Below are 22,702 nucleotides of genomic sequence, written 5' to 3'. Positions count from 1 at the left end.
CTGTGACTCCAGCTGAACTTGCCTCCATCATCACCGGCACCGCCCGTGCCGTCCTCACCGACCACGGGTTCGACGCCGACGTCGTCCCCGAACAGGCAACGGTTGAGCGACCCCGTAACCCGGAGCACGGCGACTACGCCACCAACATCGCCCTGCAGACCGCCAAGAAGGCTGGAACGAACCCCCGCGAACTGGGCACCTGGCTCGCTGAGGCCCTCGCAGAGGTCGACGGCGTCGACGAGGCCAGTGTCGCCGGCCCCGGTTTCATCAACATCCGCCTCGCCGCCGACGCCCAGGGCAAGCTCGTCACCGACATCCTCGCCGCCGGTGAGTCCTTCGGCACCGGCACCGAGTTCACCGGCCAGAGGATCAACCTGGAGTTCGTCTCCGCCAACCCCACCGGCCCGATCCACCTCGGCGGCACCCGCTGGGCGGCCGTCGGGGACTCCCTCGGCCGGATCCTCGCCGCACGCGGAGCCGAGGTGACCCGCGAGTACTACTTCAACGACCACGGCACCCAGATCGACCGCTTCGCGCGCTCGCTGGTCGCCGCCGCCCAGGGTGACCCGGCCCCGGAGGACGGCTACGGCGGTGACTACATCGGCGACATCGCCGAGCAGGTCACGGCGGCGAATCCGGCGTGGGCCGACGGCGATGCAGCACAGATCCAGGAGCTCTTCCGCTCCCAGGGTGTGGACCTGATGTTCGAGCACATCAAGCGCACCCTCGCCGAGTTCGGCACCGAGTTCGACGTGTTCTTCCACGAGAACGCCCTGTTCGAGTCCGGAGCCGTGGACCGCGCCATCACCACCCTGAAGGACAACGGCAACCTGTACGAGTCCGAGGGGGCATGGTGGCTTCGCAGCAGTGACTTCGGCGACGACAAGGACCGCGTGGTCATCAAGTCCGACGGCAATGCCGCCTACATCGCCGGCGACATCGCCTACATCGCCGACAAGATCGAGCGCGGCCACGACCTGTGCATCTACATGCTCGGGGCCGACCACCACGGCTACATCTCCCGCCTGACGGCCGCGGCCCAGGCACTCGGCTACAACGCCGACCAGGTCGAGGTCCTCATCGGCCAGATGGTCAACCTGGTCCGTGACGGCAGGGCCGTGAAAATGTCGAAGCGCGCCGGAACCGTGATCACCCTCGACGACCTCGTCGAGGCCATCGGTGTGGACGCCGCCCGGTACGCGTTGATTCGCTCGTCCGTGGACTCCTCCCTGGACATCGACATGGCGCTGTGGGCCAGCCAGTCCAACGACAACCCCGTGTTCTACGTCCAGTACGGCCATGCCCGCCTGTGTTCCCTGGCACGCAAGGCCGACGGCAACGGGGTCTCCCTGCCCAGCGACCTGTCCACCCTGGACCTGTCCCTGCTCGACCACGACCGCGAGGGCGACCTGATCCGTACCCTCGGCGAGTTCCCCGCCGTGGTCGCCACCGCCGCGGAACTGCGTGAACCCCACCGGATCGCCCGCTACGCCGAGCAGCTGGCGGGAACATTCCACCGCTTCTACGACTCCTGCCAGATCCTGCCGAAGGCGGACGAGCCCACCGGGGACGACACCGCCCCGGTGTTCCTCGCCCGCCTCGCCCTCGCCGCGGCGACCCGTCGCGTCCTCGAGAACGCGCTGTCGCTGGTGGGCGTCTCGGCGCCCGAAAGGATGTGATCCGCGCCCATGGACATGGACGTGCATTTCCCGGACGCCCCCCTGCGCAAGCGCACCGACACCCTGGAGGAGTTCAACACGATCCCCTCCCATGTCTTCCCCGCCACCACCCGCCGTTCCGGTGACGGTGGGCTGGTCATCGGGGGAGTCGCGCTGGCCGATCTCGCCGGGGAACACGGCACCGCGCAGTTCGTGATGGACGAGGCGGACTTCCGGGCCCGCTGCCGTCGGCTTGCCGCGGCCTTCGGCGGGGGACACCACGTCCACTACGCCTCCAAGGCGTTCCTGTCGCGCACCGTGTGCCGCTGGATCGACGAGGAGGGTCTCGCCCTGGACGTCGCCAGCCACGGTGAGCTCGCCGTGGCACTGGCCGCGGACTTCCCCGTCGGCCGGATCACCGTCCACGGGAACAACAAGTCGGTGGAGTTCCTCACCGCAGCGGTGTCCGCCGGGGTGGAGCTCATCGTCATCGACTCGCCGACCGAGATCGACCGGCTCGCCGGCGTCGCCCGGGACCTCGGCAGGACGCAGGACGTCCTGGTCCGCGTGAAGCCCGGGGTCCACGCCGACACCCACGAGTTCATCGCCACCAGCCACGAGGACCAGAAGTTCGGGTTCTCGCTGGCCTCCGGCTCCGCGGAGAACGCCTGCCGGACCTGCCTGGACACCGACAGCCTGCGGTTGCGCGGCCTGCACTGCCACGTGGGATCCCAGGTGTTCGACGCGGATGGATTCGCCCTGGCCGCCGACCGGCTGCTCGGACTGTGGACCCGCCTCGTCAGGGCCGACGGGGACGGCAACACCATCGACATCCTTGACCTCGGCGGCGGCTACGGCATCGCCTACACCCCTGACCAGGAGGAACTCGACGTCGAGTCGGTCGCCGACGACCTGCTGGCACGGGTCAGGGCGAAGGCCGCGTCCTACGGAGTGACCCCGCCGGTCGTCAACGTCGAGCCGGGACGCGCGGTGGTTGGGCCGTCCACCGTCACGGTGTACACCGTCGGCACCGTCAAGGACGTCCACACCTCCGACGACACCGTGCGGCGCTACATCTCGGTCGACGGGGGCATGAGCGACAATATCCGCCCCGCCCTCTACCAGGCCGAGTACGACTGCCGGCTGGCGAACCGGGTGGCCACCGGGGACCTGGTGCCCACCCGCGTGGTCGGCAGCCACTGCGAGTCCGGTGACATCCTCGTCAATGACGCCCTGATGCCCGACGACATCGCCCCCGGCGACCTGCTCGTCATCCCCGCCACCGGTGCGTACTGCTACATGATGGCCTCGCGCTACAACATGATGACCAGGCCTCCGGTGGTGGTCGTCAACGACGGTGCCGCGCAGGTGATGATCCGGCGGGAGACCGTCGAGGACGTGTTGGCGCTGGAGAATTTCTGATGGTTTATCATCGACAAGTATTCGACATAACCCACTCGACACAATCACGGGAGAGTAATGGCTGATCAGGCTGACAACAATGCCACCGGGTCCACCGTCGGCGTAGCACTGCTGGGCATGGGCACCGTCGGTACCGAGGTGCTGAACATCCTCACCGACAACGAGGCCGACTTCACCGCGCGGACCGGTGGGACGATCGAGGTCAGGGGCATCGCCGTCTCCGACCTGTCGAAGCCCCGCCCCGGCGTCGACGCCTCCCTGCTGACCGACGACGCCCTGGGCCTGGTCACCCGGGACGACATCGACCTGGTCATCGAGGTCATCGGCGGCATCGACTACCCGCGGACGGTGGTGCTCGGCGCGCTGCGTGCCGGCAAGTCCGTGGTCACCGCCAACAAGGCCCTGGTCGCCGCCCACTCCAACGACCTCTCCGCCGCCGCGGACTCCTCCGGCGCCGACCTCTTCTTCGAGGCGGCCGTCGCCGCGGCGATCCCCGTGGTCGGCCCGCTGCGCCGCTCCCTGGCCGGCGACAAGGTCAACCAGGTCATGGGCATCGTCAACGGCACCACGAACTTCATCCTCGACGCGATGTACAAGCGCGGGGCGTCCTACGACGAGATGCTCGCCGAGGCCACCGCCCTGGGCTACGCCGAGGCCGACCCCTCCGCCGATGTCGACGGCTACGACGCCGCGTCCAAGGCCGCCATCCTCGCGTCCCTGGCCTTCCACTCGGAGGTGTCCGCCACTGACGTGCACTGCGAGGGTATCCGCTCGATCAGCGTGGACGACATCGAGGCGGCCAAGGCCGCGGGCTGCACCATCAAGCTGCTCGCGATCTGCGAGCGCCTCACCGACGGGGACGGCGCCGAGTCGGTGTCGGCCCGTGTGTACCCGGCCCTGCTGCCGCTCGAGCACCCGCTCTCCAGCGTCTCGGAATCCTTCAACGCCATCTTCGTCATCGCCGAGTACGCCGGGCGGCTGATGTTCTACGGCAACGGCGCCGGCGGTGCCCCGACCGCCTCCGCCGTCCTCGGTGACGTGGTCGCCGCGGCCCGCAACATCGTCCACGGTGGACGCGCCCCCGGCATGTCGACCTACGCCAACCTGCCGGTCGGGGACTTCGGGCAGGTGCGTACCCGGTACCACGTGGACATGATCGTCGAGGACCGCCCCGGCGTCCTCGCCGAGGTCTCGTCGACCTTCTCGGTCCACGGCGTCTCCCTGAAGACCGTGCGGCAGGAGGAGGCCGGCTCCGACGGATCCCGCCTGGTGGTCATCACCCACCACGCCACCGAGCATGACCTGGAGTCCACCGTCGAGGACCTCAAGAGCATCGACGCGGTGAATTCCGTGCGCAGCGTGATCCGAATGGAAGGCAACTGATGACCGACAACCGCACCCCGGTGCTCCACCACTGGACGGGCCTGATCAACGAGTACCGCGACTGGATGCCATTCGCGGCCGACTGGGAGCCCGTCACCCTCAATGAGGGCGCGACCCCGTTGATCAGGGCGAACCACATCTCCGAGATCACCGGGTGCGATGTGTGGCTGAAGGTGGAGGGCGCCAACCCCACCGGGTCCTTCAAGGACCGCGGCATGACCGTGGCCGTCACCGACGCCGTCCACGCCGGGAAGAAGGTGCTCATGTGCGCCTCCACCGGCAACACCTCGGCCTCCGCCGCCGCGTACGCCGCACGGGCGGGCATTTCCTCGGCGGTGCTGATCCCGGAGGGCAAGATCGCCCAGGGCAAGCTGTCCCAGGCCGTCATGCACGGTGCGAAAATCATCCAGGTCAAAGGAAATTTCGACGACTGCCTCGAGCTCGTCCGCAAGACCACCACGGATTTCCCGGAGATCGCCCTGGTCAATTCGGTGAACCCGATGCGTATCGAGGGCCAGAAGACCGCCGCCTTCGAGATCGTCGACGCCCTCGGCGACGCCCCCGACATCCACGCCCTGCCGGTCGGTAACGCCGGCAACATCACCGCCTACTGGAAGGGCTACAGCGAGTACGCCGACGCCGGTGTGTCCACCCGTCGCCCGATCATGCTGGGTGTGCAGGCGGCCGGGGCGGCACCGCTGGTCAGCGGGGAACCGGTCCTGAACCCCGAGACCGTGGCCACCGCCATCCGGATCGGCAACCCGGCGTCCTGGCACCAGGCCGTCGCCGCCAAGGAGGAGTCAGGGGGAACCTTCCGCGCCGCCACCGACGAGAAGATCCTCGAGGCCTACCGGTTGATCGCCGCACGTGAGGGGGTGTTCGTCGAACCGGCGTCGGCATCGTCGGTCGCCGGACTGCTCGCAACCCACGCCGAGGGTGGGATCGAGCCCGGCCAGCGCATCGTCTGCACGGTCACCGGCCACGGCCTCAAGGATCCGACGACCGCGCTGAGCGAGATGCCGGAGCCCACCCCCATCGACGTGGACACCAACGCCGTCGCAGAGGCCCTGGATCTCGCATGACCCCGGGGATGACCTCAGGTAACACCGCGGCCGCGGTCCCCGGTGCCGGTGCGCTGCGGCGCGTCCCCACCGGCCGCACGGTCACCGTGCGTGTCCCGGCGTCCACAGCGAACCTCGGACCGGGCTTCGACTCGCTGGGACTCGCCGTGGGACTCTACGACGTCGTCGAGGTCGAGGCGGTGGACTCCGGGCTGGAGATCACCGTCCGGGGCGAGGGGGAGGGCGAGGTCCCGCTCGACGAGCGCCACCTGGTGGTCCGTGCCCTGCGCTCCGGACTCCGCGAGGCCGGTGTCACCGTCGGGGGACTGCGTGTCACCTGCCACAACAGCATCCCGCACTCCCGCGGGCTGGGCTCGTCCGCGGCCGCTGCCGTTGCCGGGGTCGCTGCCGCCAGTGGCCTGGCCGGCGGCGACTCCGCGACCGGTGCCCTGGACGACGACACCGTGATCCAGCTGTCCTCCGCCTTCGAGGGACACCCGGACAACGCGGCCGCCTGCGTGCTCGGTGGGGGAGTCGTCTCCTGGACGAACATCCCGATCGACGGCCGGAGTGCACCGGAGTACCACGCCGTTCCGGTGCCGGTCCACGCCAGTGTCTCCGCCACGGCTCTGATCCCGGACTTCCACGCGTCCACCGAGGCGGTCCGCCGGGTGCTGCCCAGCGATGTCTCCCACCAGGACGCCCGGTTCAACGTCTCCCGTGCGGCATTGCTGCCGGTGGCGTTGAGTACCCGGCCCGACCTGCTGTGGGAGGCGACCCGAGACCGGCTGCACCAGCCCTACCGCGCCGAGGTCCTCCCCGTCACCACGGAGTGGGTCAACCGGCTGCGCAACCTCGGTTACCCCGCGTTCCTGTCCGGGGCGGGCCCGACGGTGATGGTGCTGTCGACCACACCGGTGGACGCCGCGCTGCTGGACGAGGCGAGGGGCCGCGACATCGCGGTGCTCGAGACGGGCATCGGGCAGCGGGCGACCGTCGAGGTCGCCTGAACCACCCGGCCGCCGTCAGTCCCGCTCGCCGGGGCTGCGCAGCTTGATGATCTCGAACTCGTCGGAGGACAGGTGGCTGCGCAGGTCCTTCTTGTCGAACTTGCCCACCGAGGTCTTGTCGATGCTGTCGACGAACGTCCAGTACTCCGGCGCCATCCAGCGCGGCACCTTCTCGGCCACACCGGCGGACAAGCGTCGGGCGGTCTCCCGGTCCCGGTCGATCCCGGGAACGGTCACGACCACGGCCAGCGGACGCTGCCCCCACCGTTCGTCCGGCATCCCGATGACCGCGGCTTCGGCGACGACGGGGGACTCCATCACGATGTTCTCCAGGATCGCGGAGTAGATCCACTCACCCCCGGAACGGATGGTGTCGGTCTGGCGGTCATGGACGGTGAGGAAGCCGTCCTGCGTGATCGTCCCGATGTCCCCGGTGCGCAGCCAGCCGTCATCGGTGAAGCGGACGGCGGCGTCGTCCTCGTCGTCGACGTCGGATCCGCGGAAGCGGTGGGCGACGCCGCCCTCCTCCGCGGCGGGCGAGCGGTGGTAGTCCGTGGTCACCCAGTTGCCACGCACCTGGATCTCTCCACTGGAGCGGTCGTTCGGGGGCAGCGCGGTGCCGTCGTCGGCGACGATCCGGAATTCCATGCCGACCGGGAAGCGCCCCTGGCTGTCGCGGTAGCGGCGCCGGGCCGCGCCGCCCACACCCACCGGGGGACGCGCCACGGTACCCACCGGGCCCGTCTCGGTCATTCCCCAGGAGTGGGTCATGTCCACGCCGTAGCGCTCCTCCCACGCGTCGATCAGGGCGGGGGGAACGGGTGATCCGCCGGAGATGATCTCCTGCAGGCTCATCTTCTCCGGGGGATGCTTCTGGTAGTGGACGACGAGCTGCATCCACACCGTCGGGGCACCGTGGGCCATGCGTGGCATCGCATCGGCGATGACGTGCGCCAGGTGCTCCGGTGAGGCGTTTCCGCCGGGGAGGACCAGCGGTGTGCCGGCCATCAGCGCGGCAACGGGGACACCCCAGCTCAGGACGTGGAAGATGGGGACGGTGCACAGGAAACTGTGCCCGTTGCGCACGCCGAAGGAGTCCGGTGTGCGCAGGTTCATGGCGTGCAGCCACATCGAGCGGTGGGAGAAGGCCACGCCCTTGGGGGATCCCGTCGTCCCGGTGGAGTACAGCAACGCCGCCGGCGAGGTTTCCGGCAGCTCGGGCCAGTCGTACGTGGTCGCCCGTCCGTCCAGCATCTCCTCGAAGTCCAGGACGGTGATGTCGTCCCGTCCGGTCTGCGTGACCGTGTCCCGGATGTCGGCAAGTGCCCCGGGGCCGCCGGTGCCGGTGATCACCAGGGTGTGGACGGTGGGGCACTCGGCCAGAACCCCGGTGATCAGCGACGAGAGGCGGGGGGACGCCACGATCACCCGGTCGCCGGCGTGGTTGATGACGTGCACGAGCTGGTCGACGACGAGGTTGGGGTTCAGGGGGTGGAAGACCGCGCCCATCGAGGTGACCGCGAACATGGTCTCGAGGTGTTCGGTCATGTTCGGCATCAGCGTGGCCACCCGTTCCCCGGTGCCGACCCGGGCGTGATCGCCGAGGGCGTGGGCCAGTGCCGCGGCCCGGGCGCCGATCTGGGCGAACGTGGTGTCCTCGGAGTGGTCGGCGTAGTAGGTGCGGGCGGTGGTTGAGCCGTGGACAGTGCGGCCGTACTCGAGGATCCGCGACATGATCAGCGGGTATTCCCCCATCGTCGACTCCATCAGCGGGGCTGAGGGGTCGTGGGTGCCGTCGGTAGCGTCAGTGCCGTCCATGGTTGTCAAGGATAGGGGACGGGGTAATCGGGCGGGTGGACGACAGGCGGCAGCGTGGGGTCTGCGACAACGCCCGCGGATCACCGGGGGCTCAATTAGTGGAGTTGCCGTCCGGTGGTGGTATTGTGTTCCTGGAGAACCACCCACCGCCATCCCGTCGGCTCCTGGGGAACCAGGTCCGAACAACAACGGTCCGAGACGGTGGGGGGTCATCCGGATCCACGGGAAGCATCACGGGATTCTTCATCGTCACCGGGCTTCACTCGTCTGCCCCCAGTTACCGGGAGCGAGTCCCGTGGTATCCGTCCACAATAAGACGACTCACGAGAGCACGTCACCTCCCGTTGTCCTGTCGCCGGTGGTCCCGCGCACGCTGTTGGGTGTGTGCGGACGTCGCGGCGTCCCCTGTCCCACGGCTGTGTCCGGGTGCGGGTGTGAGGGCCATGCGCAGGAGGTGAACCGAAAGGACACCTGTGACTTTGCCTGACATCGTCTCCAGGGCACAGAACGACGGACTCGCCAGCCTGAAGCTGACGGAACTGAAGCAGATCGCCACGTCGCAGGGCCTGCGCGGGACGTCGGGAATGCGTAAGGGGGATCTGGTTTCGGCGATCGCCGCGGCCGGGGTAGGGGGACCGGCCCGCAAGGCTCCGGCACAGCCCGAGAAGGCACCGAAGGCCGAGCCGCCGGAGAGCACTCCGGCACAGGCCCCCGACAAGGCACCGGAGGCGGAGAACGCACCGGTGAAGGACGATCAGCCCAGGGAGAAGAACCAGGACATGACGGCCGGAGATTCATCGGACGACCGCAACGACAGCAATGACGACCAGAATGCCGAGGAGGGTGGACGCCGGGGGCGTCGCAACCGCCGGAACCGGCGCAACAGGGGCAAGGGCGGCCAGGGCGGGAACGACAACCAGGGCAACCAGAACAACCGCCAGCGCGGCGGACGCAACGACCGGGGTGACCGCAACGACCGCAACGACCGGGGTGACCGCAACGACCGTAACGATCGGGGCGACCGCAATGACCGGGGCGACCGCGGCGGCAGGCAGAACCAGAACAACCAGAACAACCAGAACAACGGCGGCAACAACGAGCCCCCGACCCCGGTGGCCGGCATCCTGGACTTCGCCGACGCCAACACCGCATTCATCCGCACCACCGGCTACCACGCGGGTACGACGGACATCTACGTCCCGATCCAGATGGTCCGCAAGTACGGCATGCGCCAGGGCGACGCCATCACCGGTTCGATCCGCCCCGGTGCCAAGAGCCAGCAGGCGGGAGGCGGGGGACGCGGCCGCAACCGTCAGAAGTACACCCCGCTCAACACGGTCGACACCGTCAACGGACTGACCCCGGACCAGGCGCAGCAGCGCCCCAAGTTCAACAGCCTCACCCCGCTGTACCCGAACCAGCGGCTGCGCCTCGAGACGGAGCCGAAGATCCTCACCACCCGCATCATCGACCTGATCATGCCCATCGGCAAGGGGCAGCGCGCGCTGATCGTCTCCCCGCCGAAGGCCGGCAAGACCACGATCCTGCAGGACATCGCCAACGCGATCGCGGTGAACAACCCGGAGTGCTACCTCATGGTCGTCCTCGTCGACGAGCGTCCCGAGGAAGTCACCGACATGCAGCGCAGCGTGAAGGGCGAGGTCATCGCCTCGACCTTCGACCGCCCGCCGAACGAGCACACCTCCATCGCCGAACTCGCCATCGAGCGGGCGAAGCGCCTGGTGGAGCAGGGCAAGGACGTCGTGGTCCTGCTGGACTCGATCACCCGTCTGGGCCGCGCCTACAACAACTCCTCGCCGGCCTCGGGCCGCATCCTGTCCGGCGGTGTGGACTCCAACGCCCTCTACCCGCCGAAGCGGTTCCTCGGCGCGGCACGCAACATCGAGCACGGCGGATCGCTGACCATCATCGCCACGGCGATGGTGGAGACCGGTTCCGCCGGCGACACGGTCATCTTCGAGGAGTTCAAGGGCACCGGCAACGCCGAGCTCAAGCTCGACCGGAAGATCTCCGAGCGCCGGATGTTCCCGGCGGTGGACGTCAACCCGTCCGGCACCCGCAAGGACGAACTGCTGCTCGGCCCGGACGAGGCCCGCCTGATGCACAAGCTGCGGCGCATCCTCTCGGCGCTGGATCCGCAGGCCGCCATCGAGCTGCTGATCAAGCAGCTGCGCAAATCGAAGACGAACCGCGATTTCATGCTGCAGATCGCGTCCTCGGCGCCGCTGGCGGGTGAAGACGATGAGTGATCTTGCGGGGTCCCCCTCCAAGGTCGACGACATCCTCTCGGAGTACCAGGGTCTGGAGATGCAGCTCGCGGACCCGGAACTGCACAATGATGCGTCCGCGGCGCGGAAGGTCGCCAAGCGTTTCAGTGAGCTGCAGCCGGTCATCCAGACCTACAACAAGCTGGTGCAGGCCCGCGAGGACCACGAGGTCGCCGCGGAGATGGCCGGCGAGGACGCGGACTTCGCGTCCGAGGCCGAGCGCCTGTCCGCCGAGATCCCGGGTCTCGAGGAGAAGCTGACCGACCTGCTGGCCCCGCGCGACCCCCACGACGGTGACGACGTGGTCATGGAGATCAAGTCCGGTGCCGGTGGCGAGGAGGCTGCCCTGTTCGCCGGGGAACTGGCCCGTATGTACCAGCGCTACGGCGAGAAGCACGGCTTCACCTTCGAGGTCCTCGACGTCAACGAGACCGACCTCGGCGGGGTCAAGGACATGACCATGTCCGTGCGGGCGAAGCAGCCCGGCCGAGACGGTGCGTGGAGCGTCTTCAAGTACGAGGGCGGTGTCCACCGGGTGCAGCGTGTCCCGGTGACCGAGTCCCAGGGCCGCATCCAGACCTCCGCCGCCGGGGTGCTGGTCTACCCGGAGCCCGAGGAGGTCGAGGACGTCGAGATCGACGACAAGGACATCCGCGTGGACGTCTACCGCTCCTCGGGTAAGGGTGGTCAGGGAGTGAACACCACGGATTCCGCGGTGCGCATCACCCACCTGCCCACGGGCATCGTCGTGACCTGCCAGAAGGAGCGCTCCCAGATCCAGAACCGGGCGCGCGCCATGCAGGTGCTCGCCGCCCGCCTCCAGCAGATGAAGGAGGAGGCGGCGGATGCGGTGGCCGCCGAGGGGCGCGCCGCACAGATCCGGACGATGGACCGTTCGGAGCGCATCCGCACCTACAATTTCCCGGAGTCCCGGGTGTCCGACCACCGTATCGGCTACAAGGCCAATAACCTCGACGCTGTCCTCGACGGCGACCTGGACGCCCTGTTCGGTGCCCTGTCGGAGGCTGAGCGGCAGAGCCGGCTGGAAGCCGGGGAGTAGTCGGCAACCGTGGTGGCAACGGTCTCGGAGGCACTCCGGTCCGCCGTGGGGGAGCTCACGGAGGCCGGGGTGGAGTCGGCCGCACATGACGCCCGCGCGTTGATGGCGCAGGCCCTGTCCGAGTCCCGCGGTGAGCGGGTCGGTCCGATGGACCTGGTGCTGCGGGGGAGTCACCCCACACCGGAGGACTTCCCCGGGATGCTCGCCCGGCGTGTGGCCCGGGAACCGCTGCAGTGGATCCTGGGGACCGGAACCGTGGCCGGACTGGATCTGGCGGTGGGGCCGGGCCTGTTCATCCCCCGTCCCGAAACTGACCTGCTGATCGACTGGGCCGCGGGGGAGGCGCAGCGGCGTGCGGCACTGTCGGACGGCACCGGTGGGCGGGACGCGGCACTGGTCGCACGCATCCTCCCGCGCACCCTCACCGTGGTCGACCTGTGCAGCGGACCGGGGACGATCGCCCTGGGGACCGCCCACCTGATGACCGCCCGTGGGCTGGCGGACATCCTGGATATCCGTGTGGTGGGCCTGGAGATCAACGGCGCCGCCGTGGATGCCGCGCGTGCCAACACACTGTCGTGGAAGGACGCCGGACACGTGGACGACCGCATCGCCGTGGAGTTCCACGTGGCGGACGTCTCGTCCCCCGATGCCGTCATCGGCCTGGGATTCGTCGCGTCCGGCGACATCGTCGTCTCCAACCCGCCCTACGTGCCGGAGACGACCGAGGTGTCTCCGGAGGTCGCCCGGGATCCCCGCGAGGCGGTGTTCTCCGGCGAGGACGGTCTGGAACTGATGCGCCCGTTGTCCCACGTCATCGATATGGTCGCCGCCCCCACCTCGGTCGTCGGCGTCGAGCACGATGACGGCACCGGGCAGGGGGTGCGGGACCTGCTGGCCGGCGTCGGGGTGCGGGACCTGGTCCAGCACCGTGATTTCGCCGGCCGCGACCGGTTCGTGACCGGGCGGGTGCACCGCGACCCCGGGCACCGCCCGGCACGGTAACGGGACGGACCTGGCGCGGGTCTAGAGTGAACACGATAGTGTAACGGCAACCAGACGATGTGAAGGGACGAACCGGACGGCCATGGCACAGACCTACGACTGCACAGATTCCGAGGGCCGGACGAAGGGGCTCGCTGCAGCCCTGGGTGCCGTGAAGGGCGGACGTCTCGTGGTGCTGCCCACCGACACGGTCTACGGGATCGGTGCGGACGCCTTCGACAACGCTGCGGTGAGTGCCCTTCTGCGTGCCAAGCACCGGGGATCGGACATGCCGGTTCCGGTGCTGATCGGATCCTGGTCGACGGTCGCCGGACTGGTGCGGGACGACAACGAGACCCTGCGTCTGCTCACCGAGGCGTTCTGGCCGGGTGGGCTGACGATCGTCACCCACCAGGCACCCAGTCTGCCGTGGAACCTGGGGGACACGCGGGGGACCGTGGCCCTGCGCATGCCCCTGCAGCCGTTGGCCATCGACCTGCTCCAGCAGACCGGCCCCATGGCCGTGTCGAGTGCGAACATCTCCGGGAACCCGGCCGCGCTCTCGGCGGCCCAGGCCGCCGAGCAGCTGGGCGACTCGGTGTCGGTGTACCTGGACTCCGGTCCTGCGGAGATCGGGACGGCGTCGACGATCGTGGACCTGTCGGGGATGCGTCCCCGGATCCTGCGCGAGGGCGCGATCCCGGCCGGACGCGTCGCGGAGGTGCTCGGTGTCTCCGCCGCGGCCCTGCTGGACGACGGGTCCGGTGCGTCGGATAGCGGGGTGGCCAGGGGATGACCGTTCTTGCGGCGACCTCGTCCGGGGTGGGAGTCCCGTTCCGTGAACTGGCGCTGGTTGTGCTCGTCGGGCTGGTCACCACGTACCTCACCACCGGTATCATCCGGATGCTGATGCTGCGGTTCGGCCGGCTCGCCGCGCCACGTGCGCGCGACGTCCACACCGTTCCCACGCCCCGGTTGGGCGGCGTGGCCATGTTCACCGGCTTCGTGGTCGCCGTCCTGCTGGCCAGTCAGCTCCCGGCGCTGAACCGCGGGTTCCCCCCGATCACGCCGGACATGATGGCCGTGCTGTCCGCGGCCTTCGTCATCGTCATTGTCGGAGTGGTCGACGACCTCTTCGACATTTCGTGGGTGCTGAAACTCGGCGGCCAGATCGCCGGTTCCGTGGTGATGAGCATGGCGGGATTGTCCTGGTACCTGATCTACGCGCCCTTCGGCGGGGGAACCACGGTAATCCTCGATCAGGTCCAGTCAACCGTCTTGACTGCGCTGTTGACCGTGGCGATTATCAACGCGATGAACTTCGTTGACGGGTTGGACGGACTGGCGGCCGGCCTGGGCGCGATCGCTGCCGGGACGCTGCTGATCTACTCGCTGACGATCCTCCACGACCAGGGCGGCACCGTGAGTGCCTACCCGCCCGCGATGATCTCCGCCGGACTGCTGGGCGTGTGCCTGGGGTTCCTCCCGCACAACTTCTCGCCCGCGCGGATCTTCATGGGGGACTCCGGATCGATGCTGATCGGCCTCCTGTTGGCCGCTGCCAGTGTGTCCGCGTCCGGACGGATCAACATGGCGCTGTACGGTCCGGTGGACATCCTGGCCCTGCTGACCCCGATGCTGGTGGTCATCGCCGCCCTGTTCATCCCGATGCTCGACCTGCTGATGGCGGTTTTCCGCCGGCTGCGGGCGGGGAAGAGCCCCTTCGCCCCCGACAAGCAGCACCTGCACCACCGGCTGCTGCGACTGGGGCACTCCCAGAAGCAGGTGGTGCTGGTGCTCTACAGCTGGGTCGGCGTGGTCGCGTTGGGTGCCGTGGGATCGACCGTGCTGCCACTGGGGATCGCGGCGATCGTCTTCGGTGTGGCGATCCTGGTGGCGGTGGCGTTCACCGCCGTCCCACTGTGGCGGAGCCGGGGGAGCGGGCAGGCAACCACACAGGTGACCGGATAGGTGTCCGCCGACCCCGACCGCTAGGCTGTAGCCCGTGACTGACCAGAGCAACGCATCCGACCCGTCCTCCCCGGCCGACCTTCCCGACGTCAACGAGTCCGCGGACGGTGACATCGCCGACCACCGCCGGCCGCTGCTGCGCGCCGCGAAATGGGGCGCGATCGCTATCGCGGTGATCACCGTGGTCTCCCTGGCACTGTGGGGCAACGCCAGGGATGTCGAGGGCATCTGGGGTGTGCTCATCGGTGCTGCGATCGGCGGGGGCTTTGTCCTCGCCACGGTCGCCGTGGTCCTGCTCACCTCGAACACAAGTCCGCAGACCACGATGATCGTGATGCTCGGATCCTGGCTGCTCAAGGTTGTCGTGGTGCTGGGGATCCTGCTTGTCCTGCAGAACATGGACTTCTTCGATCACACCGCCATGGCGGTCACCGTGCTGCTGGCACTGGTCGTGGGGCTCGTCTCCGAGACCGTCGGGCTGATCACGACACGGGTCACCAACGTCTGATCACCCGGGGTTAACCGCATTCAGTGGGGGTGCCAGCGGTCAACTCAGCGGGGGAAACCGTCCGCTTCGGGGGAGCGGGGGTCCCTGGTTCGCGCACCTGCGCGTATGACTGCTATTGTCTAGTGCGGGTAATCAGGTGAGTGGCCCGCGCACGAACGTGCGCCAAACGTGACGAGCCTGGTCTATCACCCCCGGTATCGTGCGGATGCGCGACGGAGTCCACGGTTCCGGGTAAATCCTGACATCCTCCATCGCACCGCCTGAGTTACATCATGCGGCCCTAACCACGGGAGAGAACGCTGAGCGTTACAACCTTGGCCATGAAGGGTGAGTTCCACGCGCCCGAAATGGAGCCTGAATTCTTCCCGGGGGAAGTGTATCCCGACCAGCTCTGGTTCAGTGACTTCGCGAATGGCATTTTCGCAGTTGACCGCCTGATGATCATCCGCTTGCTGATGATTCTCATCCTGGCGGCTTTTTTTCTGTATGCCTTCCGTAAGCCGCAGCTGATCCCGAGGGGTGCGCAGAACGTTGCAGAGTACGCGGTCGACTTCGTCCGCATACACGTCGCCGAGGAGATCCTGGGGAAGAAGGAGGGTCGGCGGTTCCTGCCGATCATCGGCACCATCTTCTTCGTGGTCCTCATCGGTAACCTGCCGGCGATCATTCCGGCTCTGAACATCTCGGCCAACGCCAGGATCGGCATGCCGATCATCCTGGCCGCGGTGGCGTACATCGCCATGATCTACGCCGGTGCCAAGCGCTACGGCTTCGGCAAGTTCGTGAAGTCCTCCGTGGTCATCCCGAACCTGCCGCCCGCACTGCACCTGCTGGTGGTCCCGATCGAGTTCTTCTCGACCTTCGTCCTGCGACCGGTCACGCTGACCATCCGTCTGATGGCCAATATGCTGGCCGGCCACATTGTTCTCGTGCTGCTGTTCGGTGCCACGAACTTCTTCTTCTGGCAGCTGAACGGCTGGACGCTGCTGGCGGGCGGCACGATCGTCGCCGCCATCGCGTTCACCCTGTTCGAGATGCTGATCATCTTCCTGCAGGCCTACATCTTCAGCCTGCTGACGGCGGTCTACATCGAGCAGTCGCTGCACGCTGACGAGCACTGACCCCCGACAACCACTCACTACATTCTCGCCCTGAACGCAGGGCATCACGAAAGGGAACGGAAACCAAATGAACGATCTGCTGATCCTCGCCCAGGACTCCACCACGAACTTTGAAGGACTGGGCACCGTCGGCTACGGTCTCGCCGCCATCGGCCCCGGTATCGGTATCGGTATCCTCGTCGGTAAGACCGCCGAGGCCATGGCCCGCCAGCCCGAGATGGCCGGCCAGCTCCGTACGACCATGTTCCTGGGTATCGCCTTCACCGAGGCCCTCGCCCTGATCGGCCTGGTCGCCGGCTTCCTGTTCTAGGGTGCTCACGTTCCCGTCGGCACCACGAACGGCGCCCCGGGCACACTGACGAGACCTTCACACTCAAGAGCGAAAGCTGGAGACTATGACGAACTACCTCATTCTGGCAGCCGATGAGCTGCCGCTGGAGGACAGCATCAACCCGCTGTTCCCCAAGTCGTATGACATCGTCTGGTCCCTGGTCAGCTTCATCATCATCTTCCTGGTCTTCTGGAAGTTCGTGCTTCCCAAGGTCAAGCAGGTCATGGCTGACCGCACCGACCAGATCGAGGGTGGCATCGCCCGTGCCGAAGAGGCGCAGGCGGAGGCCAAGGCCGCGCTGGAGAAGTACAACACCCAGCTGGCCGAGGCCCGCACCGAGGCTGCGCAGATCCGCGACGACGCCCGGTCACAGGGCCAGAAGATCATCGCTGACATGAAGACCCAGGCGACCGACGAGTCCAACCGCATCGTCGAGTCCGGCAACAAGCAGTTGCAGGCGCAGCGCGAAGCCGTCGTCTCCGACCTGCGCAAGGACATGGGGGAGAACTCCATCAACCTCGCGGAGCGGCTGCTGGGCTCCCAGCTGTCGGACGATGTCAAGCGTTCCGGAACGATCGACTCCTTCCTCGCTGATCTCGACAGCGTCGGATCGGGGAAGTGAGGCCCGTGCACGCAGCGAGCAGAGCAACCCTGGACCAGCTGAACGAGTCGCTGGAGGGCGTCCTGACGGGCGCCACGGACACCGCGGCACAGGCCGCGGCCACCGGCTCCGAGCTGTTCGAGATCGCTGATCTCCTGGACAGTGACCGGTCCCTGCGCACCGCGCTGGCGGACCAGGCGGTTCCGGCCGACCGTCGTGCCGACCTGGCCGACGGACTGCTGGCGGGCAAGGTTTCCGACACCACGAAGGGCCTTGCGTCCGACGTGGTGAAGGGATCCTGGTCGAACACCAGAGACCTGCGCCACGGGCTGGTCGAGCTGGGCCGTCGTGCCCTGCTGCGTGCAGCCCACGAGCAGGGCCAGCTCGAGACGGTGAGTAACGAGCTCTTCGAGCTCGCCCGTCTCATCGACCGGGAACCCGAGCTGGAAATGGCACTCGCCGACCGGCTCACCCCCGGTGAGAAGCGCCGTGATCTGCTGGCGAAGGTCCTCTACGGACACGTCAGCGCAATCACCGAGGCGCTGGCGCTGCAGGTTGTCGGGCGGCTTGTTGCCCGCCCGGTCGAGGACCTGGACGCACTGTGTGACTTCGCTGCAGGACTGGACGGCCGCAGGGTCGCCCGCGTCCGTGCCGCGGCACAGATGTCAGAGGCGCAGGAGCAGGCGCTGGGCCAGAAGTTGGAGAAGATCTACGGTTCCGCGATGTCCGTCCATTCCGAGGTTGACACCAGCCTCCTCGGTGGCGCGGTCATCCGGGTCGGCGACGAAGTGATCGACGGCAGCACAGCTGGAAAGCTGGAGCGCATGCGTCGGGCCTTCGCCTAGTCCGCACCCGGATCGAACCTCGATCGACAAGATAATTCACGTAATGCTGGAAGACGATACCGAGAGCAGGAAGAACATGGCGGAGCTTACGATCTCCTCCGATGAGATCCGTAGCGCGATTGCGAACTACACCTCAAGCACTTCCGCGGAGGCCTCCCGTGAGGAGGTCGGCGTGGTTACGATGGCAGCGGACGGCATTGCCCAGGTTTCGGGCATGCCCTCCGTGATGACCAACGAACTGCTTGAGTTCCCCGGCGGCGTCATCGGCGTCGCACAGAACCTCGACACCGACTCCGTCGGTGTGGTGGTCTTGGGCAACTACGAGTCGCTGAAGCAAGGCGACGAAGTCAAGCGGACCGGCGAAGTCCTGTCCGTTCCGGTCGGGGAGAACTTCCTCGGCCGTGTGATCAACCCCCTGGGTCAGCCCATCGACGGCCTCGGCGACATCGAGTCGTCCGAGAACCGTGCCCTGGAGCTGCAGGCCCCGTCTGTGCTGATGCGTCAGCCGGTTCACGAGCCCATGCAGACCGGCATCAAGGCCATCGACGCGATGACCCCGATCGGCCGTGGGCAGCGTCAGCTGATCATCGGCGACCGCAAGACGGGCAAGACCTCCGTCTGCATCGACACCATCCTGAACCAGCGTGAGAACTGGGAGTCCGGTGACCCGAGCAAGCAGGTGCGTTGCATCTACGTTGCCATCGGTCAGAAGGGTTCCACGATCGCTTCGCTGCGGCAGACCCTCGAGGACCAGGGCGCCCTGGACTACACGACCATCGTGGCAGCCCCGGCCTCCGACTCCGCCGGCTTCAAGTGGCTGGCGCCGTTCTCCGCCGCCGCCCTGGGTCAGCAGTGGATGTACGAGGGCAAGCACGTCCTCATCATCTTCGATGACCTGACCAAGCAGGCCGAGGCCTACCGCGCCATCTCCCTGCTGCTCCGTCGTCCGCCGGGCCGCGAGGCGTACCCCGGTGACGTCTTCTACCTGCACTCCCGTCTGCTGGAGCGTGCTGCGAAGCTGTCCGACGAGGAGGGCGCAGGTTCGATGACCGCGCTGCCGATCATCGAGACCAAGGCCAATGACGTGGGTGCCTTCATCCCGACCAACGTCATCTCCATCACCGACGGCCAGGTCTTCCTGGAGTCCGACCTGTTCAACCAGGGCGTCCGTCCGGCGATCAACGTCGGTGTCTCGGTCTCCCGTGTCGGTGGTGACGCCCAGACCAAGGGCATGAAGAAGGTCGCGGGTAACCTGCGACTGGATCTCGCCGCCTACCGTGACCTGGAGGCGTTCGCCGCCTTCGCGTCCGACCTGGACGAGTACTCCAAGGCCCAGCTCTCCCGTGGTGAGCGTCTGGTCGAGCTGCTGAAGCAGACTGAGACCCAGCCGCAGGCCGTCGAGGACCAGATGGTCTCCATCTACCTCGCGGGCGAGGGTGAATTCGACTCCGTTCCCGTCGAGGACATCCGCCGCTTCGAGGCTGAGCTGTGGGAGTACATGCACGCCAGCCACTCCGAGATCTACGACCAGATCGCTGGCGGCACCCCGCTGACCGATGAGTCGAAGCAGGCCCTGGTCGACGCGAACAACGAGTTCAAGCGCAGCTTCCAGGCCACGGACGGAACCCCGGTCATCAACGAGCCGGAGCCGCAGGCCCTGGCCGACGAGGACCTGGATCAGTCCCAGATCACCGTCTCCCGCAAGAAGTAGGCGCGGGTACCTGAAACGATGACTGCACAGACCGAGTACACAGAAGAAGGGAGGCAGCAGCGATGGCGACACTTCGCGAACTGAGGGGCCGAATCAAGTCGGTCAACTCGACGAAGAAGATCACCAAGGCTCAGGAGCTCATCGCGACCTCCAAGATCACCAAGGCGCAGGCCCAGGTGACTGCTTCGCAGCCGTACGCCGACGAGATCAACCGCGTCGTCCAGCGTCTTGCGTCCGCATCGTCGATCGAGCACCCCATGCTCGACGTGGAAGCTGAGGCCCGCCGTGCAGCGGTCCTGGTCATCACCAGTGACCGCGGCATGTGCGGCGGCTACAACCACAACGTCCTGAAGCGAACCGCGGAACTCCGCAAGAGGCTCGAGGGCGAGGGCAAGGAGGTTGTGCTCTACGTCGCAGGGTCGAAGGGCCTGACGTACTACAACTTCCGTGGCGAGGACATCGCCGGTTCATGGACGGGATTCTCCCAGGACCCGGAGTACGGTCTCACCCACCAGCTGCGCCGCCACCTGATTGACGCCTTCACCGCCGGGGATGACGGTACGGCCGAGTGGCGTGAGGGACTCACGGCCCCGGAAGGACAGGAGGTCGCCGGATTCGGTGAGCTCCACGTGGTCTACACGAGGTTCGTGTCGATGCTCAACCAGGAGCCCCAGGCGTTCCGCATGCTTCCGATCGAGACCCGTGTGGACGACGAGCCGCTGCAGACGGGGGAGGATCTCCTCTCCAATGCCGCGGAGCCCGCCTCCGCCGAGGTCGACTTCGAACCGGACCCCGACTACCTGCTGAGCGAACTGCTGCCGAAGTACGTCTCCCGGAGCATCTTCGCGCTGATGCTGGAGGCCGCAGCCAGTGAGTCCGCAGCCCGACGTGCCGCGATGTCCGCCGCGACGGACAACGCGACGGAACTGGTCAACGACCTGTCCCGCGAGGCCAACCAGCTGCGCCAGGCCAAGATCACCCAGGAAATCTCAGAGATCGTCGGTGGCGTGAACGCGCTCGCCGACAGCGGAGAAAGTGACTAACTATGACTACAGCTACTGAGGTGCAGCGCGACAGCGCCGCATCAACCGCTGCCGGTCGCGTGGTCCGAGTCATCGGACCAGTCGTTGACGTGGAGTTCCCGCGTGGCGCGCTGCCGGCACTGTACAACGCCCTCGAGGTGGAGGTGACACTGGAGGCGGTCGCGAAGACCATCGTCCTCGAGGTCGCCCAGCACCTCGGCGACAACATCGTCCGTGGAGTGTCCATGGCCCCGACCGACGGACTCGTCCGCGGCGCCGAGGTCACCGACACCGGCAACCCGATCTCCGTGCCCGTCGGAGACGTCGTCAAGGGGCACGTGTTCAACGCCCTCGGCGACTGCATCGACGAGCCCGGCCTCGGCCGTGACGGCGAGCAGTGGGGCATCCACCGCCCCGCACCGGCCTTCGACCAGCTCGAGGGTCGCACCGAGCTCATGGAGACCGGCATCAAGGTCATCGACCTGCTGACCCCGTACGTCAAGGGCGGTAAGATCGGCCTGTTCGGTGGCGCCGGTGTGGGCAAGACCGTGCTCATCCAGGAGATGATCACCCGTATCGCCCGCAACTTCTCCGGTACCTCCGTGTTCGCCGGCGTCGGCGAGCGTACCCGTGAGGGCACCGACCTCCACCTGGAGATGGAGGAGATGGGCGTGCTGCAGGACACCGCGCTCGTCTTCGGCCAGATGGATGAGCCCCCGGGAGTCCGTATGCGCGTGGCGCTGTCCGGCCTGACCATGGCGGAGTACTTCCGCGATGTCCAGAACCAGGACGTGCTGCTGTTCATCGACAACATCTTCCGTTTCACCCAGGCCGGTTCCGAGGTCTCCACGCTGCTGGGCCGCATGCCCTCCGCCGTGGGTTACCAGCCGACCCTGGCGGACGAGATGGGTGTGCTCCAGGAGCGGATCACCTCGACCAAGGGCCGTTCGATCACCTCGCTGCAGGCCGTCTACGTGCCCGCGGACGACTACACCGACCCGGCCCCGGCGACGACGTTCGCCCACCTGGATGCGACGACCGAGCTCAACCGTGCCATCGCCTCGAAGGGTATCTACCCGGCTGTGGATCCGCTGACCTCGACCTCCCGCATCCTGGAGCCCGGCATCGTCGGCGAGCACCACTACGCTGTCGCCCAGCGCGTGATCGGCGTCCTGCAGAAGAACAAGGAACTGCAGGACATCATCGCCATCCTGGGTATGGATGAGCTGTCCGAGGAGGACAAGATCACCGTCCAGCGTGCCCGCCGTATCGAGCGCTTCCTGGGCCAGAACTTCTTCGTCGCCCAGAAGTTCACCGATATCCCCGGCTCCTTCGTGCCCCTCGAGGACACGATCGACGCCTTCGAGCGCATCTGCGACGGCGAGTTCGACGCCTACCCGGAGCAGTGCTTCGACGGTCTGGGTGGACTCGACGACGTCGAGGCCGCCTACAAGAAGCTCACCGAGAAGTAAGGGGTCACGCACATGGCTGAGATTGCCGCTGAACTGGTGGCCGTGGAACGGATGCTGTGGTCTGGCAAGGCCACGTCCCTGACCGCACAGACCACCGAGGGCGAGATCGGCGTGCTCCCCGGCCACGAGCCCCTTTTCGGCCAGTTGGTCGAGAACGGTGTCGTGGTCATCCGGACCACCGAGGGTGAGACCCTCGTCGCCGCGGTGCAGGGTGGATTCCTGTCCGTGTCGACGGAGAAGATCACCATCCTGGCCGATTCCGCGCTGTGGGCCCACGAGGTCGACACCGCCGCTGCCGAGGCGCGCCTGCGGGACGCCTCGTCGGAGGAGGAGCGGGAGGACGCCGAGTCCGAGCTTCGCGCCGTGAAGCGCCTGCAGGAGAGCTGACAGCCGGCCACCCTGCGCCCGTGAGAGCACCGGGGCGGTCCCTTCCACA

General features: G+C 67.4%; 20 protein-coding genes. 19 read left to right on the top strand and 1 reads right to left on the bottom strand.

Translation table 11 applies throughout. The features are described from left to right. Positions 1-2 precede the first annotated feature (2 nt). Genes argS through thrB form a run of 5 tightly spaced genes read left to right on the top strand, consistent with a single transcriptional unit; the run spans position 3 to position 6,534 of the window. Positions 3-1,679: an arginine--tRNA ligase gene (gene argS, locus ACTIL2_RS00305; protein ID WP_442335442.1), complete on the top strand. Its 1,677-nt coding sequence runs from the start codon at positions 3-5 to the stop codon at positions 1,677-1,679. Between the two features lie 9 nt (positions 1,680-1,688). Continuing rightward, positions 1,689-3,080, top strand: a complete 1,392-nt coding sequence (gene lysA, locus ACTIL2_RS00300; RefSeq protein WP_442335441.1) for a diaminopimelate decarboxylase — start codon at positions 1,689-1,691, stop codon at positions 3,078-3,080. A gap of 57 nt (positions 3,081-3,137) precedes the next feature. Then, the gene (locus tag ACTIL2_RS00295; protein WP_442335440.1) at positions 3,138-4,463 is read left to right on the top strand and encodes a homoserine dehydrogenase; all 1,326 of its coding nucleotides are present in this window, start codon (positions 3,138-3,140) and stop codon (positions 4,461-4,463) included. Beyond that, the gene (gene thrC, locus ACTIL2_RS00290) at positions 4,463-5,545 is read left to right on the top strand and encodes a threonine synthase (protein WP_442335439.1); all 1,083 of its coding nucleotides are present in this window, start codon (positions 4,463-4,465) and stop codon (positions 5,543-5,545) included. Before ACTIL2_RS00295 ends, thrC begins: the two co-directional genes overlap by 1 nt. An 8-nt stretch (positions 5,546-5,553) precedes the next feature. Next, a complete protein-coding gene (thrB, locus tag ACTIL2_RS00285; RefSeq protein WP_442335438.1) occupies positions 5,554-6,534 on the top strand; it encodes a homoserine kinase in 981 nt (326 codons plus the stop codon). A 15-nt stretch (positions 6,535-6,549) separates the two neighbouring features. Here the strand turns inward: thrB and ACTIL2_RS00280 are convergent, their stop codons facing one another. After that, entirely contained in the window at positions 6,550-8,352 is a 1,803-nt protein-coding gene (locus tag ACTIL2_RS00280) for a long-chain fatty-acid--CoA ligase (RefSeq protein ID WP_442335437.1), read from the bottom strand. Positions 8,353-8,831: 479 nt separating this feature from the next. Between ACTIL2_RS00280 and rho the strand changes: the two genes are divergently transcribed. The 14 genes from rho (at position 8,832) to ACTIL2_RS00210 (ending at position 22,653) form a co-directional block, all read left to right on the top strand. Beyond that, entirely contained in the window at positions 8,832-10,622 is a 1,791-nt protein-coding gene (rho, locus tag ACTIL2_RS00275) for a transcription termination factor Rho (RefSeq protein WP_442335486.1), read from the top strand. After that, complete coding sequence (gene prfA, locus ACTIL2_RS00270; RefSeq protein ID WP_442335436.1) at positions 10,615-11,700, top strand: peptide chain release factor 1; 1,086 nt, start codon at positions 10,615-10,617, stop codon at positions 11,698-11,700. The genes rho and prfA overlap by 8 nt, the downstream gene beginning before the upstream one ends. A gap of 12 nt (positions 11,701-11,712) precedes the next feature. After that, entirely contained in the window at positions 11,713-12,705 is a 993-nt protein-coding gene (locus ACTIL2_RS00265) for a N5-glutamine methyltransferase family protein (protein ID WP_442335435.1), read from the top strand. A gap of 82 nt (positions 12,706-12,787) precedes the next feature. Next, the gene (locus tag ACTIL2_RS00260) at positions 12,788-13,480 is read left to right on the top strand and encodes an L-threonylcarbamoyladenylate synthase (RefSeq protein WP_442335434.1); all 693 of its coding nucleotides are present in this window, start codon (positions 12,788-12,790) and stop codon (positions 13,478-13,480) included. Then, positions 13,477-14,655 (top strand): MraY family glycosyltransferase, encoded by a 1,179-nt coding sequence (locus ACTIL2_RS00255; RefSeq protein ID WP_442335433.1) that lies wholly within the window; start codon positions 13,477-13,479, stop codon positions 14,653-14,655. The genes ACTIL2_RS00260 and ACTIL2_RS00255 overlap by 4 nt, the downstream gene beginning before the upstream one ends. A gap of 34 nt (positions 14,656-14,689) precedes the next feature. Further along, the gene (locus ACTIL2_RS00250) at positions 14,690-15,163 is read left to right on the top strand and encodes a hypothetical protein (RefSeq protein WP_442335432.1); all 474 of its coding nucleotides are present in this window, start codon (positions 14,690-14,692) and stop codon (positions 15,161-15,163) included. Between the two features lie 320 nt (positions 15,164-15,483). Further along, positions 15,484-16,284, top strand: a complete 801-nt coding sequence (atpB, locus tag ACTIL2_RS00245) for a F0F1 ATP synthase subunit A (RefSeq protein WP_442335431.1) — start codon at positions 15,484-15,486, stop codon at positions 16,282-16,284. Between the two features lie 67 nt (positions 16,285-16,351). Next, positions 16,352-16,594 (top strand): ATP synthase F0 subunit C, encoded by a 243-nt coding sequence (locus ACTIL2_RS00240; protein WP_442335430.1) that lies wholly within the window; start codon positions 16,352-16,354, stop codon positions 16,592-16,594. An 85-nt stretch (positions 16,595-16,679) separates the two neighbouring features. After that, complete coding sequence (locus ACTIL2_RS00235) at positions 16,680-17,237, top strand: F0F1 ATP synthase subunit B (RefSeq protein ID WP_442335429.1); 558 nt, start codon at positions 16,680-16,682, stop codon at positions 17,235-17,237. 5 nt (positions 17,238-17,242) lie between these two features. Beyond that, entirely contained in the window at positions 17,243-18,061 is an 819-nt protein-coding gene (locus tag ACTIL2_RS00230; RefSeq protein ID WP_442335428.1) for a F0F1 ATP synthase subunit delta, read from the top strand. Positions 18,062-18,137: 76 nt separating this feature from the next. Continuing rightward, the gene (atpA, locus tag ACTIL2_RS00225; RefSeq protein WP_442335485.1) at positions 18,138-19,772 is read left to right on the top strand and encodes a F0F1 ATP synthase subunit alpha; all 1,635 of its coding nucleotides are present in this window, start codon (positions 18,138-18,140) and stop codon (positions 19,770-19,772) included. A gap of 62 nt (positions 19,773-19,834) precedes the next feature. Then, positions 19,835-20,815, top strand: a complete 981-nt coding sequence (locus ACTIL2_RS00220) for a F0F1 ATP synthase subunit gamma (RefSeq protein ID WP_442335427.1) — start codon at positions 19,835-19,837, stop codon at positions 20,813-20,815. A 2-nt stretch (positions 20,816-20,817) separates the two neighbouring features. After that, entirely contained in the window at positions 20,818-22,266 is a 1,449-nt protein-coding gene (atpD, locus tag ACTIL2_RS00215; protein ID WP_442335426.1) for a F0F1 ATP synthase subunit beta, read from the top strand. A 12-nt stretch (positions 22,267-22,278) separates the two neighbouring features. Continuing rightward, positions 22,279-22,653 (top strand): F0F1 ATP synthase subunit epsilon, encoded by a 375-nt coding sequence (locus ACTIL2_RS00210; RefSeq protein ID WP_442335425.1) that lies wholly within the window; start codon positions 22,279-22,281, stop codon positions 22,651-22,653. The last annotated feature ends 49 nt before the right edge of the window (positions 22,654-22,702 follow it).

Source organism: Corynebacterium sp., assembly GCF_052107835.1.
Classification (GTDB): Bacteria; Actinomycetota; Actinomycetes; order Mycobacteriales; family Mycobacteriaceae; genus Corynebacterium.
Note: the sequence above shows the minus strand (reverse complement) of the source record. Positions and strands in the feature narration are given on the sequence as shown.